The organism is Lysobacter sp. SCRH-1R, from assembly GCF_057747855.1.
Window position 1 is genome coordinate 3,128,294 of sequence record NZ_CM173227.1, and the last position, 15,715, is coordinate 3,144,008.

Here is a 15,715-nt window from a genome sequence, read left to right on the forward strand (position 1 = left end):
TTGCGGAATGGCCGAGGGTCCCATTGCCCGCGGCTAGTTGAGCACATTGTAGGAACGGCGGCGCTTGCCGGCGGAAATAAGCCACCGGCATGAGCGCATAACCCCTCATCCTTTCTGGTGGCGATGGCGCGGGCCTAGCCTGCGAGGGTCCCCTTCGTCCCGCCCAGTCCATGTCGGCCACCTCGACCAGCGTTTCCGCCGCGCTCGCCGCGCCCCTCACGGAGGACCGGCTGGCGGCGCTTGCGCGCGTCACCGACGGACTCGATACGAACGGCCTGTGGTGGCTGTCGGGTTACGCGGCAGGGCTGGCCTCGCGCGGCGTTGCGGGTGTGCAAACGGTTACAGCCCCCCTCGCCGACGCCACGCCGGCGGGTCGCCTCACGATCGTCTACGGTAGCCAGACCGGCAACGCCAGGCGCGTGGCCGAACGCCTCGCCCGCCAGAGCGAAGCCGCGGGCCTGCCCGTGCGGCTGCTGCGCGCCGACGCCTACCCCACGCGCGAACTGAAGGACGAGCGCACGCTGTACCTCGTCATCAGCACGCAGGGCGACGGCGATCCGCCGGACGACGCGCGCGCACTGGTCGAATTCATCGCAGGCAAGCGCGCGCCCGAACTGAAACAACTTCGCTACGCGGTGCTGGGACTGGGCGATTCGAGCTACCCGCAGTTCTGCGCGATCGGCAACCGGCTCGATGCGCGACTGGCCGAACTCGGCGCCACGCGCCTGCTGCCGCGCGCCGATGCCGACCTCGATCTGGACACCGTCGCCGAGCCTTGGCTCACACAGGCGCTGGCGAAGGCGAAGGAATCGCTGAAGCCGGCCGCCCCGCTCGCCACGGTGACGCCGTTGCGTCCGCTCCAGGCGACGCCCGCGCACGGACGCGATGCGCCCTTCGCCGCCGAACTGCTCGCCAACCAGCGCCTCACCGCGCGCGGCAGCACGAAGGACGTGCGCCACGTCGAACTCTCGCTGGAAGGCTCCGGCCTGCATTACGAACCCGGCGACGCGCTGGGCCTGTGGCCGGTGAATCCGCCGGCGCTGGTCGAGACGATCCTGCGTACGGCCGAGCTCGATGGCGACACCGTCGTCGAACACGGCGGCCAGAGCCGGCCGCTGCGGAACTGGCTGGGCGAGAAGCGCGAACTGACGAAGCTCGCGCGCCCGTTCGTCGCCAGCCATGCCGCGCAATCGCGCAGCGAGGAACTCAACCGCCTGCTCGCGCCGGACCAGCAGCCCGCACTCGCCGCGCTGTTGAACGAAGCGCAGGTGCTGGACCTGCTGCGTCGCCATCCGGCGCACTGGAGCGCCGAGGAACTCGTCGCCGCGCTGCGCCCACTCACGCCGCGTCTGTATTCCATCGCGTCCAGCCAGAAGCACGTCGGCGACGAGGTGCACCTCACCGTCGCGCATGTCGAATACGACCATGGGGACGGCCTGCGCTGGGGCGCCGCGTCGAACCACTTCGCGCGCAGCGAGGAAGGCGCGCGCCTGCCGGTGTTCATCGAACACAACGAACGCTTCCGCCTGCCGGCCGATGCCGCGCGCGACGTGATCATGATCGGCCCCGGCACGGGCGTCGCGCCGTTCCGCGCATTCGTGCAGGAACGCGCCGCGACCGGCGCGGCGGGCCGCAACTGGCTGTTCTTCGGCAACCCGCATTTCCGCAGCGATTTCCTCTACCAGGTCGAATGGCAGCAGGCGTTGAAGGACGGCACGCTGCACCGCTTCGACCTCGCCTTCTCGCGCGACCAGGCGAACAAGATCTACGTGCAGGACCGTTTGCGCGAACGCGGTCGCGAACTCTTCGAATGGCTCGAAGGCGGCGCGCACCTGTACGTCTGCGGCGATGCGACACGCATGGCGAAGGACGTGCACGCGGCGCTGCGCGATGTCGTCGCCGAACGCGGCGGCAAGTCGGCGGAGGACGCCGAGGACTACCTCAACACCCTGCAGCAGCAGGGACGCTACGCCCGGGACGTGTACTGATGAGCAGCCATTCCGTCGAAGACATCAAGCAGCAAAGCGCGCGCCTGCGCGGCACGCTGCTGGAGTCGCTCGCCAATCCGGTCACCGGCGCGCTCGACGAGGACGACCAGACGCTGATCAAGTACCACGGCAGCTACCAGCAGGACGATCGCGACATCCGCGAGGAACGTCGCCTCGCGAAGCTGGAGCCGGCGTATGCGTTCATGATCCGCACGCGTACGCCTGGCGGCGTGGTCACGCCGGCGCAGTGGCTCAAGCTCGATGCGGTGGCGACGACGTTCGCCGAACGCGGCCTGCGCATCACCACGCGACAGGCGTTCCAGTTCCACGGCGTGATCAAGACCGAGCTGAAGGCGACCATGCAGGCGATCAACGCCGCGCTGATCGACACGCTCGCGGCCTGCGGCGACGTGAACCGCAACGTCGCGGTCGCGGCGAACCCGCTGCAGTCGCAACTGCATGCGCAGGTGCATGCGCAGGCCGCCGCGTTGTCCGAGTTCATGCTGCCGAACACGCGCGCGTACTACGAGATCTGGCTCGACGAGGAACGCGTCGCCGGCAGCGGCAGCGAGGACGAACCCGTCTACGGCCCGACCTACCTGCCGCGCAAGTTCAAGATCGGCTTCGCGATCCCGCCGTACAACGACGTCGACGTGTTCGCGCAGGATCTGGGCTTCATAGCGATCCCCGATACCGACGGCCAGCTGCTCGGCTACAACGTCAGCGTCGGCGGCGGCATGGGCGCGACGCATGGCGATCCGGAGACGTATCCGCGCCTGGGCGACGTGATCGGCTTCGTCGCGCCGGACCAGCTGGCGCAGGTCGCCGTCGCCGTCGTCACGACGCAGCGCGATTTCGGCAACCGCGTGCTGCGCAAGCGCGCGCGGCTGAAGTACACCATCGACGACAACGGCCTGGACTGGTTCAAGGCCGAAGTCGAACGGCGCGCCGGCTTCGCGCTCTCCACGGCGCGTCCGTTCGACTTCGTCCACAACGGCGATCGCTTCGGCTGGGTCGAAGGCGCCGACGGTCGCGCGCACCTGACGTTGCGCATCGTCGCGGGCCGCATCTGGGATCGCGAAGGTCTCACCCATCTGACCGGTCTGCGCGAGATCGCGCGCGTGCTCGATGACGCCGACGCAGACGCGCAGTTCCGCCTCACGCCGAACCAGAACCTGGTGATCGCCGGCGTGCCCGCGGCACTGCGCGAGCGCGTGGATGCACTCGTCGCGCAGTACGGCCTGGACACGCACGTCGCCGCGACGCCGCTCAAGCGCAACGCGCTGGCCTGCGTCGCGCTGCCGACCTGCGGCCTGGCGATGGCCGAGGCCGAACGCTACCTGCCCGAATTCACCGACAAGGTGCAGGCGCTGCTCGACACGCACGGCCTGCGCGATGCGCCGATCCACCTGCGCATCAGCGGCTGCCCGAACGGCTGCTCGCGTCCGTACCTGGGCGAGATCGCGCTGGTCGGCAAGGCGCCCGGTCGTTACAACCTGATGCTCGGCGCCGACCATCGCGGCCAGCGCCTGAACACCCTCTTCCGCGAGAACGTGGTCGAAGCGCAGATCCTCGACGCGCTCGATCCGGTGCTCGCGCGTTATGCAGGCGAGCGATACGCGGAAGAAGGCTTCGGCGATTTCCTCGTGCGCGCCGGCATCGTCGTTCCGCCGAAACCCGCCATTCCACTGCAGCTGCGCACCGAGAACGCCGCATGACTCCGCCCGATCCCATCACCGCCGCCGAATCGCCCCGCGCCCTGGCCGAGCTCAACGAGTGGCTCGGCGGGCTGAGCGCGCCCGATCGCATCGCCTGGGCGCTGGAACACACCGCCGGCGAGCACGCGCTGTCGTCGAGTTTCGGCGCGCAGGCGGCGGTGTCGCTGCACCTGGCGACGCAGCAGCGCGCGGACATTCCGGTGATCCTGATCGACACCGGCTACCTGTTCCCGGAAACCTACCGCTTCATCGACGAACTCACCGACCGGCTCGGCCTGAACCTGAAGGTGTACCGCCCGCAGATCGGCATCGCGTGGATGGAAGCGCGACTGGGCAAGCTGTGGGAGGGCGGGCTGGAAGGGATCGAGCGTTACAACCGCATGCGCAAGGTCGAACCGATGCAGCGCGCGCTCGACGAACTCGGCGTGCGCACGTGGATCGCCGGCCTGCGTCGCAGCCAGTCGCGCAGCCGCGCGGCGATCGACTTCCTGCAGCTGCGCGACGGCCGCTGGAAACTGCACCCGATCGCCGACTGGAGCGATCGCGACGTGTGGCAGTACCTGCAGCAGCACGATCTGCCGTACCACCCGCTGTGGCACCAGGGCTACGTGTCGATCGGCGACGTGCACACCACGCGCCGCCTCGAGCCCGGCATGAACGAGGAAGACACGCGTTTTTTCGGCCTCAAGCGTGAGTGCGGGCTGCATTTCGACAGCGAACCGCACGCGGCCTGATCGCATCGCCGATGCGTGAACACGCGCCGCGGCAGGCGCGTGTTCCGACCGGATTCCGACGCGTCCGCGCGCAGCATCGCGCGGATGCGATACGACGCTCTCGACTTCCTGCGATCCGCGGTCACCACCGTCCTGCTGGCCTGGTCGGTGTTCGCGGTGATGCGCTGGCAGCGACCGCTGATCGCGCGCGGCCACGGCTGGTGCTGGGTCGCGCTGGCCGGCGTCCTCTCGGTCGCGCAATGGCCGGTGAACGTGGCGCTGCGCAATCCGATCAGCTGCCCGATCCTGGTGGCGCTGCTGTTCCTGATCTCGATGATCGGCCTGGCGCCGGACGATTCGGTGCTGACCTCCGCCGCGAGCGCGCAATCGCTGTGGTTCCGCCGCGGCGTGGCGTCGGCGGTGCTGGGCATGGCGGGCGGGATGGCGGCGTGGGTGATGTTGCTGTAGCGCAACGACGATCGCATCGGCCGCCAGCGCCACACCCCGGCGTCACGCCTGGCACGCCACCGCGATCAGGTCGTGATCGGCTGGCTCAACTCGCGCCACGACGGCGCCTGCGGCCATTGCGGCTCCAGGTTGCCTTCGAGCACACGGCGCAGGTCGCGACGATCCAGCTGCGGCGCGATCCCGTGCAGCAGCGCCAATGCGTATTCGCGCAGCACGCGGGCGCGCGGGATCACCGCCCAGGTGATGCATTCCGGCAGCGCGTCCGGCGCGGGCAACGCGACCAGGTCGTCGTCGCGCGCGCCCACCGCCATCTCCGCGAGGATGCCGACGCCCAGGCCGGCGCGGACGTAGGTCTTGATGAGGTCGGCATCGCGCGCGGTCATCGCCAGTTGCGGCTCAAGGCCCGCTTCGACGAACGTGCGGCGCAGCGAGGATTCCGCGCGCGTGGACGACTCGTAGCTCACCAGCGGGTGCGAGGCCAGCTCCGCCAGCGTCGGCGCGCGCCTGAGCTTCGCCAGCGGATGCGGGCGCGGCACCAGCACCAGCCGGCGCCAGCGGTACAGCGGCACCGCGACGCCGCCATCGGGTTCGGCGCCCGCGGTGCTGATCACCGCGAGGTCGGCTTCGCCGCGCGCGAGCTGTTCGAGCACCTCGTCGCCCGCGACCGCCTGCAGGTGCATGCTCACCTGCGGGAATTCGCGCTTCACTGCGGCGATCGCCTCCGGCAGCACGAAACGCGCCTGCGTGTGCGTGGTCGCCAGCACCAGCTGGCCGCTGTGCTGGCCGCGCTCGTTGGCGGCGTAGGCGCGGATGTTGCCGGCTTCCTCGAGGATGCGGCGCGCGTGCATCAGCACGCGTTCGCCTGCCGGTGCGACCGCTTCCAGACTGCGGCCCTTGCGCGTGAACAACTGGAATCCAAGCTCGTCCTCCAGCTGCTTGAGCTGCTTGGACAGGCCGGGCTGCGTGGCGTGCACGCGCTCGGCGGCCAGGGTGATGTTGAGGCCGGAATCGGCGATGGCGACGAGGTAGCGGAGCTGGACGAGGGTCATGTCGGGGCGTTTCGTGAAAGCGGCGGAATCGGGCCAGCCGGCGCTGGCGCGTGCAGGCGGGCGGTCGGTTTCAAGGCGTGCCGACAACACGTGGATCGACCGTGGGCCGCGTTCATGTATCGCTCGATACGAATAAAGGGATGAATAGAAGCTACCCCGCCCGGCGGACCGTGTCCAGCCGGCGCGTCGCGGGGAGCGGGTCATTCCGAAACGGCATGTCCGCAGGCGGCGGCGTCATTTCCGCACGCCGGGGTGCATGCGTAGCGTCACGGTACCGCCCCTTCCTGCCGGCTTCGAGTTCATGGCCAGTCCGCTGTTTCCTGTTTTTGCCGACCTGCGCGACCGCGAGGTGCTCGTCGTCGGCGGAGGCACGGTGGCGCTGCGCAAGACGATCGCGTTGCGCGAGGCCGGTGCGGCGGTTCGCGTCGGCGCGCCGGTGCTGAACGCGGAACTCTCGGCGATGGCCTCGCGCGGCGAGATCCACCACCTGCCCGGCCATTTCGCGCCGCACTGGCTCGATGGCGCGTGGTTCGTCGTCGCCGCGACGGACGACGACGCCGTCAATCGCGCGGTCGCCGACGAAGGCCAAGCGCGCCGCATCTGGGTGAACGTGGTCGACGACGCGCGGGCGTCCAGCGTGCAGATTCCCGCGCGCGTCGACCGCGGTCCGTTGCAGGTCGCGATTTCCAGCGGCGGCGCGGCGCCGATGCTCGCGCGCCACGTCCGCGAGATGCTCGAGACCGCACTGGACGCCTCGCTCGGCCAGTTCGCCGAACTGCTCGGGCGCGAGCGCGGCCGTATCCGCGCGCGCTTCCCGCAGCTCGGCGCGCGAAGGAAATTCTTCGAACGCCTGCTGCGCGGCCCCGTTCCCGCGCTGCTGCGCAAGCGCCAGCACCTCGCGGCCGAGCGCGAGTTCGTCGCGCAACTGCATGCCGAAACCTCGGCGCCGTGCGGCTCGGTCGCGCTCGTCGGCGCGGGGCCCGGCGATCCGGGACTGCTCACGCTGCGCGCGTTGCGCGTGCTCAACGAAGCCGACGTGATCCTGCACGATCGCCTGGTCAGCGACGAGGTCCTGCAACTCGTGCGCCGCGACGCGCAGCGCATCGAGGTCGGAAAGCAGGCCGGCAACCATCACGCGACGCAGGCGCAGATCCACGCGCTGATGCTCGAACACGCCCGCGCCGGCAAGCGCGTGGTGCGGCTGAAGGGCGGCGATCCGTTCGTGTTCGGCCGCGGCGGCGAGGAACTCGAAGTGCTGCGCGCGGCAGGCATCGACTTCGAAGTCGTGCCCGGCATCACCGCGGCGCTCGCCTGCGCCGCGTATGCCGGGGTTCCGCTCACGCATCGCGATCACGCGCAGTCGGTCCGCTTCGTCACCGCGCACCACAAGGAGCCGCACGACGGCGGCGATGCAGGCGAGCCGGACTGGCGCGCGCTCGCGCTGGAGCGGCAGACGCTCGCCGTCTACATGGGCGTGGCCGGACTCGAACGTTTCAGCACGCGCCTGATCGAACACGGCCGCGCGGCATCGACGCCGTTCGCCATCGTCGAGAACGGCTCACGCGCGAACCAGCGGGTGATCGTCGGCGCGCTGTCGGAACTGGCGCAGCGCGCGCGCGAACACGACGTGCAATCGCCGGCGCTGCTGATCGTCGGCGAAGTCGCGTCGCTGGCCGGATCGCTGCACTGGTACGGCGCGCCGCCGCTGCGCGACGCGTCCGCCGTCGCCGAGGCCGCGTGAACGCATTCCGGCACGGATCGTCCGTGCGACCACACCGAACGTCCCCTTGAACGAGAGACAACGCCATGGCCCTCCACGACAGCATCCTCGACACCATCGGCAGCACGCCCATCGTGAAGCTGCACCGCATCGCGCCGAAACACGTGACGCTTTACGCGAAGGTCGAGTCGTTCAATCCCGGCGGCTCGGTGAAGGACCGCCTCGCGCTCGCGATCGTGCTCGATGCCGAACGCAAGGGCCTGCTCAAGCCGGGCCAGACGATCGTGGAAGCGACCTCGGGCAACACCGGCATCGCGCTGGCGATGGTCGCGGCGGCGCGCGGGTATCCGTTCGTCGCGGTGATGACCGAAACCTTTTCGGTCGAGCGCCGCAAGCTGATGCGCGCGTACGGCGCGAAGGTGATCCTCACGCCCGCAGCCGAACGCGGCACCGGCATGGTGCGCCGCGCGAAGGAACTGGCGGACAAGCACGGCTGGTTCCTCGCGCGCCAGTTCGAGAACGAAGCGAACCCGGCGTATCACCGCAGCACCACCGGCCCGGAAATCCTGCGCGATTTCGCCGGCAAGCGGCTGGACTATTTCGTCAGCGGCTGGGGTACCGGCGGCACGATCACCGGCGCCGGCGAAGTGCTCAAGCTCGCGCGACCGGACCTGAAGGTGATCGCCAGCGAACCGGCCGGTGCCGCGCTGCTGTCGGGCAAGGAATGGCAGCCGCACAAGATCCAGGGCTGGACCCCGGACTTCCTGCCGGCCGTGCTCAGCCGCACCGTCGCCGACGAGGTGCTGCCGGTCGATGACGTGCTCGCGCGCGATACCGCGCGTCGCCTCGCATCGGAAGAAGGGCTGTTCGTCGGCATCTCCGCCGGCGCGACGGTCGCCGCCGCGCTGAAGGTCGCCGAGAGCGCGCCGGAAGGTTCGGTGCTGCTGGCCGTGCTGCCGGACACCGGCGAGCGGTATCTGTCGACGTTCCTGTTCGAGGGCGTGGCCGAGGGCTCGGACGACGAATGGCTGGCATCGCTGGAGCGCGACGCGGTCGCGGCGTGAGGCGACGGCGCTCGCGCGCGAAGAACGCGTGAGCGTCGGACCCATCGGAGCGTCGTCCCGCAGAAAGCCGGGCCCTCCGCCATGGCGTGATCGCCATGCATTCCACCGTGCACGCCCCGCGGGCTAACCTGTGCGCCGCGGCCCTTGCCGCACGGAGCCTGCATGACGGTCGTACCCGGTTCGAATCCGCTTCCTGTCCACGACGCCGCCGAGCGCGAAGCCGCGCGCCTGGCCTGGGCGCGCGCCGCCACGGACGATCCCGCCCTGGAACCGGTGCGCGCGTCGATCGACGCGGGCCATCGCAGTTACTGGCGCGTGCTGACCTCCGGCGGCAGCCGCATCGTGATGGACTCGCCGCCGCAGCTGGAGGACGTGCGTCCGTGGCTGCGCATGCGCGCGCTGCTGGAAAGCGGCGGCGTGCGCGTGCCGCAGGTGCTGGTCGAGGACGTGGCGAACGGCTTCCTGCTGCTGGAAGACCTGGGCGGGCCGACGCTCGCGCAGGTGATCGGCGACGACACCGCCGACGCGCATTTCGACGCCGCGATCGAACAGCTGCTGCGCCTGCAGGCGATCCAGCCGCCGCTGGGCACGGGCGAGTTCGGCGAAGCGCTGCTGCAGCGCGATGCGGGGTTGTTCGAGGACTGGTTCCTGCGACGTCACCTCGGGCTGGAACTCGACTGCGACGACTACGACCGCCTCGAACTCGTGCAGCGCCGGCTGATGGACAACGCGCTGCGGCAGGCGCGCGTGCTCACGCATCGCGACTTCATGCCGCGCAACCTGATGCCCGTCGAAGGCGGGCCGGCGGTGCTGGATTTCCAGGACTGCGTGTGGGGCCCGGTCGCCTACGATCCGGTGAGCCTGTTCAAGGACGCGTTCCTGAGCTGGCCGCTGGAGCGCGTGGACGAATGGCTGGCGCGTTACCACGAACGCGCCGTGGCCGCGCGCATTCCCGTGCCGCCGCTGCCGGTGTTCCAGCGCGACGCGGACTGGCTCGGCGTGCAGCGGCACCTGAAGATCCTCGGCATCTTCGCGCGCCTGCATTACCGGGACGGCAAGAGCCGCTACCTGCACGACGCGCCGCGTTTCATCCGCTACCTCGACGAAGTGCTGCCCCGTTATCGCGAACTCACGGCGCTGCGCGAAGTGCTGGACGTGCGCATCCGCCCGGCGATGGAACGCGTCGCCCTGCCCTCGCCCTGACAGGCCTGTTCCCGGAGCCGCCTTGAAAGCCCTGATCTTCGCCGCCGGCCTCGGCGAGCGCATGCGTCCGTTGACCGACCACACGCCCAAGCCGCTGCTGCGCGCGGGCGGCAAGCGCCTGATCGAATGGCACCTGGAGAAGCTCGCGGCGATCGGCGTGCGCGATGTGGTGATCAACACCAGTTGGCTCGCGGCGCAGTTCCCCGAGCAGCTGGGCGATGGCGGACGCTGGGGATTGTCGATCCGCTATTCGTACGAAGGCGAGCGCCCGCTGGAGACCGGCGGCGGCATGCTGCACGCGCTGCCGCTGCTGGGCGATGCGCCGTTCCTGCTGGTCAACGGCGACGTGTGGACGGATGTCGATTTCGCGCGATTGCCGCGCGAGCCTTCGGGGCTCGCGCACCTGGTGATGGTCGATCGACCGGCGCAGGCGACGCAGGGCGATTTCGCGCTGGACAAAGATGGGTTGGTGCGCAGCGACGGCGAGGATCGCCTCACCTACGCGGGCATCGGCGTGTATCGGCCGCAGTTGCTCGACGGCTGGCGTGCGCATGCGAGCGATGCGGGTGCGGATGAAACACCGCCGCGGTTCCGTCTCGCGCCGATCCTGCGCGCGCACATGGCGCGCGGGCGGGTCACCGGCGAGCACCATCGAGGGCGGTGGACGGATGTGGGGACGCCGGAGCGGTTGGCGGGGTTGGAGCGGGAGTTGGCGGTCCAGCCGCATTCGCTCCTGTAGCCCGGGCAAGCGAAGCGCACCCGGGGCTTCCGACCCCGGGTGCGCTTCGCTTACCCGGGCTACAAAGTCAGGGCTTCCGCGACGATTACGACAACGCCTCGCCACTCCCCAGCGTCTGCCGCAGGAACGGCACCGTGATCCGCCGCTGCGCCGCGAGCGAGGCGCGATCGAGTCGATCGAGCAGCGCCGTCAGGCCGCCCAGGTCGCGGCCGACGCGGCGGAGCAGCCAGTCCAGCGCCGCATCTTCCAGCACCAGTCCGCGACGCTGCGCGCGCTGCCGCAACACGTCGCGGCGACCTTCCTCGTCCAGCGGCGCGAGCGTGATGCGCGTGCACTGGCCCAGGCGCGAACGCAGGTCCGGAAGGCCGAGGCCGATCGCATCGGGGATGTCGCGCGCCGCGTACACCAGCGCGACGCCGGCGGCGCGGGCGCGGTTGTGCGCGTCGAACAGCGCGACTTCGTCCTCGCGGTTGCCCGCGATGACGTCCAGTCCGTCCAGCGCGATCACGTCGTTGCCTTCCAGCGCTTCCAGCGCATCGCGCAGGCGGCCGGCGGCGGCGATCAGTGGAAGGTACGCGGCGCGACGCCCGGCCGCCTCGGTGGCCGCGCAGGTCGCCAGCAGCAGGTGCGTCTTGCCGCCACCGGCGGGACCGGCGAGGTAGACGCTGTCGCGTCGCGCATCGGCGCGACCTTCGGCCAGCGCGCGCAGTTGTTCGATCGCGCCCTCGGGCGCGTGCACGAATGTGTCCAGGCGCTGGTCGGTCGGATAGCGCAAGGCCAGCGGCAACTGCGGAACGCTCACTGCGGGATTACTCGCTATGGATCACTCGGGCCTGTGGTCCGCCGGCGGCGGGAGGTGCGGGTCGGCGAGCGGATCGGCCAGCGCTTCCTCCGGCACCGGATGCGCGCCCACGTACAGGCGGCTGTGGCGGTAGCGCTCCTGCGCGTAGCGCAGCAGCACGTTCACCACCGCGGCCACCGGCAAGGCCAGCAGCATGCCGAGGAAGCCGAACAGCTGCCCGCCCGCAAGCACGGCGAAGATCACCGCCACCGGGTGCAGGCCGATGCGGTCGCCCACCAGCTTGGGCGTGAGCACGTAGCTCTCGATCACCTGGCCGATGCCGAACACGACCAGCACGCCGGCGACGTGCTGCCAGTCGCCGAACTGCACCAGCGCGGCGATCACGCCCAGGATGATGCCGCTGGCCGGCCCCAGGTACGGGACGAAGGTCAGCAGGCCGGCGATCAGGCCGATCAGGATGCCCAGGTCGAGCCCCACCGCCCACAGCCCCAGGCCGTACATCACGCCCAGCACCAGCATCACCAGGAACTGCCCGCGCAGGAACGCGCCGAGCACGTCGCTGGATTCGCGCGCCAGGCGGCTGACGATGTCGAGGTGGTCGCGCGGGATGAGCGAGGCGACGCGTTCGACCAGCAGGTCCCAGTCGCGCAGGAAGAAGAACGTGATCACCGGCAGCAGCGCGACGTTCGCCACCAGTCCGATCACCGCGAAGCCCGAACGCGACAGGTAGCCCAGCAGCGTCGTCGCGATGCCGCCGGCCTGGTCCCAGTTGTCGCGGACGAGCTGGCTGATGTGGCCGAAATCCAGCCAGTCGGTGATTTCCACGCCGATGCGCTGCTCCACCCACGGCAGCGCGGTGAGCATGAACCAGTCGCGGTAGTGCGGCCAGGATGCCACCAGCGTCGAGATCTGGCGTTCGATCAGCGGCACCAGGATCAGCAGGCCGGCCAGCAGGATCAGCGCCATCGCGGTGAACACCAGCGTCACCGCGACGTTGCGCGAGCGCCCGGCGCGCTGCAGCCGGTCGACCAGCGGATCGCCGAGCCAGGCCAGCATCAGCGCGAACACGAACGGCGTCAGGATCGGCGCGAGCAGCCATACCAGCCAGCACACGCCCAGGGCGAGCGCCACCCACTGCAGGCGGCGCAGGAATCGTGCGATGTCGTCCAGTGCTGGCGATTGCATGTGGTTCCTTCGGGCGTGCGCCCGTCAACGCAGCCGGTAGACCGGCGGCTGGCCTTCCAGGCCTTCCAGTACATCGACGACGCCGTCGCGCGCGAGCAGGCGGTTCAAGCCCGGCATGCCGCTGACGAGGTCGAGTTCGTACTCCAGGCCTTGCGGCGTGGCGCGCACCGGCGCGATCCGGCGCACCACGGACAGCTTCTGCAGGTAGCCGGCCAGGCGAATGAAATCGTCGCTGCTGTCGATGCCGGTGAAGGTCACGCGGTACAGGCCCGGCTCGCCCGAGGGCGCGCGCTTGGCGTAGCGCTTCATCAGCGCGTCGGCCGCGCCGTCGGCGCCGCCGGCCATCAGCTGGCGGGCGTCGGGGCCGGTCTGGGACCAGTTCGCCAGCACCTTGCCGGCGTCGACGAAGGTCCAGTCGGCCTTCCAGCCGGCGGTGGTGTCGCGGTAGAGCTTGCCGATCAGCTGCATCGGCGGGCTGTAGCGGGCCGAGGCGCGCGCCACCGCGGCGCTGTCGCCGCGCCAGATCGCGCCGACCGCCGCCTGTTCGGCCGCGTTGCCGCTCGGCAGGCCGAGCTTGTAGCCACGCTCGACCGCGCGGTTGAGCGCCGGACGCGCCGCATTCACCTGCGGCAGGCCGACCAGGCGCGGGCCGCTGCCGTCGTCGATCGCCAGCCACAGCACGGGCTTGGGGCGCGGCTGCGGCCAGATCGGAATGCCCAGCGTCGCGGCGAGGTCGTTGACGGCCTCCTCGTCGAACTGGATCACCAGCAGCGTCCGGAAGGTCGGCGCCCCGGTCGGGCCCAGGCCCTCGTCCTGGCGGTAGTCGTACTGCTTCACGTAGATCTTCGCCTGGCGCAGCTCGTTGCCCACGCCCGGCTTGGACGCCGCGCCGCGATCGCCCGACAGCTTGCCCAGCACCTGCGCCAGGCCGCGTGCGAAGGCGGCGTTGCGCTCCGTCTCACCCTGGCCGTTGACCGTCACTTCGGTGGCGTAGATGCCCTCGGCGCGGGCGCGATCGCCCTCCACGCGCTGCGCGGAGGCGCCGAAACTCGCCGCCAGCAGGACCGCGGCCATGAACGCGGCCACCATCGGGAAGTGGATCTTCCGGAGGAACGTCATGCGCGGCGTTCCCGCGCGGATTGCCCGAACCATCGCTGTCCCTGAGTGCGTCATCAGCCGAAATGGTGCCGCAGCGCCCCCCGGCCCGTCCATTCGCGGAAGGCCGCCGGTCGCCGGCGACTGTTAAAATCGCGACTTCATCTCTCCGCGACCGACGAGGCCGCCCGTGTCGAATCCCCCCTCCGCTCCCACTCCGATCACCTACCGCGACGCCGGCGTCGACATCGACGCGGGCAACGAGGTGGTCGAACGCATCAAGCCGCTGGTCAAGCGCAGCTTCCGTCCCGAGGTGATGGGCGGCCTCGGCGGCTTCGGCGCGCTGTTCGACCTGTCGGGCAAGTACAGGGAGCCGGTGCTGGTGTCCGGCACCGATGGCGTCGGCACCAAGCTCAAGCTGGCGCAGCAGCTCAACCGCCACGACACCATCGGCATCGACCTGGTCGCGATGTGCGTCAACGACGTGCTCGTGCAGGGCGCCGAGCCGCTGTTCTTCCTCGACTATTTCGCCACCGGCAAGCTCGACGTGGACACCACGGTCGCCGTGGTCGGCGGCATCGCGAAGGGCTGCGAGCTGTCCGGCTGCGCGCTGATCGGCGGCGAAACCGCCGAGATGCCCGACATGTACCCGCCGGGCGAATACGACCTCGCCGGCTTCTGCGTCGCGGCGGTGGAAAAGTCCAAGCTGCTCGACGGCGCCAAGGTCCACGAGGGCGACGTGCTGATCGGCATCGCCTCCAGCGGCCCGCATTCGAACGGCTACTCGCTGGTGCGCAGGATCTACGATCGCGCCGGTCGCCCGGCCGATCTCGACGTCGGCGGCGTGAAGCTGATCGACGCGCTGATGGCGCCGACGCAGCTGTACGTGAAGCCGATCCTCGAACTGCTTGGCAAGCATGACCTGCATGCCATGGCGCACATCACCGGCGGCGGGCTGACCGAAAACATCATCCGCGTGATTCCGGACGGTCTGGGCCTCGACATCGAAGCGTCGGCCATCGTGCTGCCGCCGGTGTTCGACTGGCTGCAGCGCGAAGGCGCGGTGCCGTCGGAAGAGATGTGGCGCACGTTCAACTGCGGCGTCGGCTTCGTGCTGGTGGTCGCGCCGGGCGACGTCGCCGCGGTGAACGCCGACCTCGACCGCCTGGGCCTGCGTCATCGTCCGATCGGCCAGGTGGCGAAGGCTGCCGCCGGCGCCCCGCTCGAAAGCCGCGTGCGCATCGGTTGAGCGCGCCCTTGAGCGAGCCGGCGGACACATCGCGCCCGAACCGCATCGCCGTGCTGGTGTCGGGGCGCGGCAGCAACCTGCAGGCGATCCTCGATGCGATCGACGCCGGCTCGCTGCCGGCGCGCATCGTCGGCGTGTTCTCCGACAAGCCGGGCGCGGCGGCCCTGCAGCGCGTGGAACCGGCGCTGCGCTGGAGTGCGAGCCCGAAGGAGTATTCCTCTCGCGAAGCTTTCGACGCCGCGCTGGGCGATGCGATCGAGGCGGCGCGTCCGGACTGGATCGTCTGCGCCGGCTACCTGCGCATCCTGTGCGATGCCTTCGTCGAACGCTTCCGCGGCCGGCTCCTCAACATCCATCCGTCGCTGCTGCCGAAGTATCCGGGCCTGCGCACGCACGCGCGCGCCATCGCCGAGGGCGAAGCCGAGCACGGCGCCAGCGTGCATTTCGTGATCCCCGAACTCGACGCCGGCACCGTCGTCGCCCAGGCGCGCGTGCCGGTGCAGCCGGGCGACGACGCCGATGCGCTGGCCGCGCGCGTGCTCGACGTCGAGCATCCGCTGCTGGTCGCGGTGCTGCGCCTGGCGGTTTCCGGCCGGCTGGCTGAACAGGGAACAACCACGACACTGGATGGTCATGCCCTGTTTACGCCACTGCTCCTAGATTCCGCCGGTGCCCTGCGCGCCCCCGGCGCAGTTGCCCCCGTCTGACGGGGTCCTGCGGGA

At 70.3% G+C, this 15,715-nt stretch carries 14 protein-coding genes; 10 read left to right on the plus strand and 4 right to left on the minus strand.

What is annotated here, in order from left to right:
- The first annotated feature begins 170 nt into the window (after positions 1-170).
- The 4 genes from AC3ANK_RS14360 to AC3ANK_RS14375 all read left to right on the plus strand — a co-directional run bounded on the left by AC3ANK_RS14360 (position 171) and on the right by AC3ANK_RS14375 (position 4,887).
- The gene (locus tag AC3ANK_RS14360) at positions 171-1,988 is read left to right on the plus strand and encodes an assimilatory sulfite reductase (NADPH) flavoprotein subunit (RefSeq protein WP_484171496.1); all 1,818 of its coding nucleotides are present in this window, start codon (positions 171-173) and stop codon (positions 1,986-1,988) included.
- Positions 1,988-3,706, plus strand: a complete 1,719-nt coding sequence (gene cysI / locus AC3ANK_RS14365) for an assimilatory sulfite reductase (NADPH) hemoprotein subunit (RefSeq protein ID WP_484171497.1) — start codon at positions 1,988-1,990, stop codon at positions 3,704-3,706. The genes AC3ANK_RS14360 and cysI overlap by 1 nt, the downstream gene beginning before the upstream one ends.
- Positions 3,703-4,440 (plus strand): phosphoadenylyl-sulfate reductase, encoded by a 738-nt coding sequence (locus AC3ANK_RS14370; protein ID WP_484171498.1) that lies wholly within the window; start codon positions 3,703-3,705, stop codon positions 4,438-4,440. Before cysI ends, AC3ANK_RS14370 begins: the two co-directional genes overlap by 4 nt.
- Positions 4,441-4,524: 84 nt before the next feature.
- The gene (locus AC3ANK_RS14375; protein WP_484171499.1) at positions 4,525-4,887 is read left to right on the plus strand and encodes a hypothetical protein; all 363 of its coding nucleotides are present in this window, start codon (positions 4,525-4,527) and stop codon (positions 4,885-4,887) included.
- A gap of 65 nt (positions 4,888-4,952) precedes the next feature.
- On the opposite strand, the gene AC3ANK_RS14380 is transcribed toward AC3ANK_RS14375, so the two are convergent.
- The gene (locus AC3ANK_RS14380; protein WP_484171500.1) at positions 4,953-5,936 is read right to left on the minus strand and encodes a LysR family transcriptional regulator; all 984 of its coding nucleotides are present in this window, start codon (positions 5,934-5,936) and stop codon (positions 4,953-4,955) included.
- A gap of 301 nt (positions 5,937-6,237) precedes the next feature.
- Here AC3ANK_RS14380 and cysG point away from each other — a divergent pair, with 301 nt between their 5' ends.
- The 4 genes from cysG (at position 6,238) to murU (ending at position 10,662) form a co-directional block, all read left to right on the plus strand.
- On the plus strand, positions 6,238-7,677 hold the full coding sequence (gene cysG, locus AC3ANK_RS14385; RefSeq protein ID WP_484171501.1) for a siroheme synthase CysG: 1,440 nt from the start codon (positions 6,238-6,240) through the stop codon (positions 7,675-7,677).
- A gap of 65 nt (positions 7,678-7,742) precedes the next feature.
- Positions 7,743-8,720, plus strand: coding sequence for a cysteine synthase A (gene cysK / locus AC3ANK_RS14390; protein WP_206861409.1), 978 nt, complete (start codon positions 7,743-7,745; stop codon positions 8,718-8,720).
- A 162-nt stretch (positions 8,721-8,882) separates the two neighbouring features.
- Positions 8,883-9,923 (plus strand): aminoglycoside phosphotransferase family protein, encoded by a 1,041-nt coding sequence (locus AC3ANK_RS14395; protein WP_484171502.1) that lies wholly within the window; start codon positions 8,883-8,885, stop codon positions 9,921-9,923.
- Between the two features lie 22 nt (positions 9,924-9,945).
- Positions 9,946-10,662, plus strand: coding sequence for an N-acetylmuramate alpha-1-phosphate uridylyltransferase MurU (gene murU, locus AC3ANK_RS14400; RefSeq protein ID WP_484171503.1), 717 nt, complete (start codon positions 9,946-9,948; stop codon positions 10,660-10,662).
- A gap of 85 nt (positions 10,663-10,747) precedes the next feature.
- On the opposite strand, the gene hda is transcribed toward murU, so the two are convergent.
- Genes hda through AC3ANK_RS14415 form a run of 3 tightly spaced genes read right to left on the minus strand, consistent with a single transcriptional unit; the run spans position 10,748 to position 13,768 of the window.
- The gene (gene hda, locus AC3ANK_RS14405; RefSeq protein WP_206861412.1) at positions 10,748-11,464 is read right to left on the minus strand and encodes a DnaA regulatory inactivator Hda; all 717 of its coding nucleotides are present in this window, start codon (positions 11,462-11,464) and stop codon (positions 10,748-10,750) included.
- A gap of 21 nt (positions 11,465-11,485) precedes the next feature.
- Positions 11,486-12,649 (minus strand): AI-2E family transporter, encoded by a 1,164-nt coding sequence (locus tag AC3ANK_RS14410; RefSeq protein WP_484171504.1) that lies wholly within the window; start codon positions 12,647-12,649, stop codon positions 11,486-11,488.
- Positions 12,650-12,673: 24 nt separating this feature from the next.
- Positions 12,674-13,768: a DUF2066 domain-containing protein gene (locus tag AC3ANK_RS14415; protein ID WP_206861414.1), complete on the minus strand. Its 1,095-nt coding sequence runs from the start codon at positions 13,766-13,768 to the stop codon at positions 12,674-12,676.
- Between the two features lie 166 nt (positions 13,769-13,934).
- Here AC3ANK_RS14415 and purM point away from each other — a divergent pair, with 166 nt between their 5' ends.
- Positions 13,935-14,993 (plus strand): phosphoribosylformylglycinamidine cyclo-ligase, encoded by a 1,059-nt coding sequence (gene purM, locus AC3ANK_RS14420; RefSeq protein ID WP_206861415.1) that lies wholly within the window; start codon positions 13,935-13,937, stop codon positions 14,991-14,993.
- An 8-nt stretch (positions 14,994-15,001) separates the two neighbouring features.
- Positions 15,002-15,700, plus strand: coding sequence for a phosphoribosylglycinamide formyltransferase (purN, locus tag AC3ANK_RS14425; RefSeq protein ID WP_206861416.1), 699 nt, complete (start codon positions 15,002-15,004; stop codon positions 15,698-15,700).
- Positions 15,701-15,715: the final 15 nt, after the last annotated feature.

What these genes read in the sequence shown, in the direction of transcription:
- AC3ANK_RS14395 (WP_484171502.1), top strand. Translation starts at nt 8,883, where the DNA reads ATGACGGTCGTACCCGGTTCGAATCCGCTTCCTGTCCACGACGCCGCC.
- AC3ANK_RS14375 (WP_484171499.1), top strand. Translation starts at nt 4,525, where the DNA reads ATGCGATACGACGCTCTCGACTTCCTGCGATCCGCGGTCACCACCGTC.
- AC3ANK_RS14370 (WP_484171498.1), top strand. Translation starts at nt 3,703, where the DNA reads ATGACTCCGCCCGATCCCATCACCGCCGCCGAATCGCCCCGCGCCCTG.
- AC3ANK_RS14415 (WP_206861414.1), bottom strand. Translation starts at nt 13,768, where the DNA reads ATGACGTTCCTCCGGAAGATCCACTTCCCGATGGTGGCCGCGTTCATG.
- AC3ANK_RS14380 (WP_484171500.1), bottom strand. Translation starts at nt 5,936, where the DNA reads ATGACCCTCGTCCAGCTCCGCTACCTCGTCGCCATCGCCGATTCCGGC.
- cysK (WP_206861409.1), top strand. Translation starts at nt 7,743, where the DNA reads ATGGCCCTCCACGACAGCATCCTCGACACCATCGGCAGCACGCCCATC.
- AC3ANK_RS14410 (WP_484171504.1), bottom strand. Translation starts at nt 12,649, where the DNA reads ATGCAATCGCCAGCACTGGACGACATCGCACGATTCCTGCGCCGCCTG.
- cysI (WP_484171497.1), top strand. Translation starts at nt 1,988, where the DNA reads ATGAGCAGCCATTCCGTCGAAGACATCAAGCAGCAAAGCGCGCGCCTG.
- cysG (WP_484171501.1), top strand. Translation starts at nt 6,238, where the DNA reads ATGGCCAGTCCGCTGTTTCCTGTTTTTGCCGACCTGCGCGACCGCGAG.
- AC3ANK_RS14360 (WP_484171496.1), top strand. Translation starts at nt 171, where the DNA reads ATGTCGGCCACCTCGACCAGCGTTTCCGCCGCGCTCGCCGCGCCCCTC.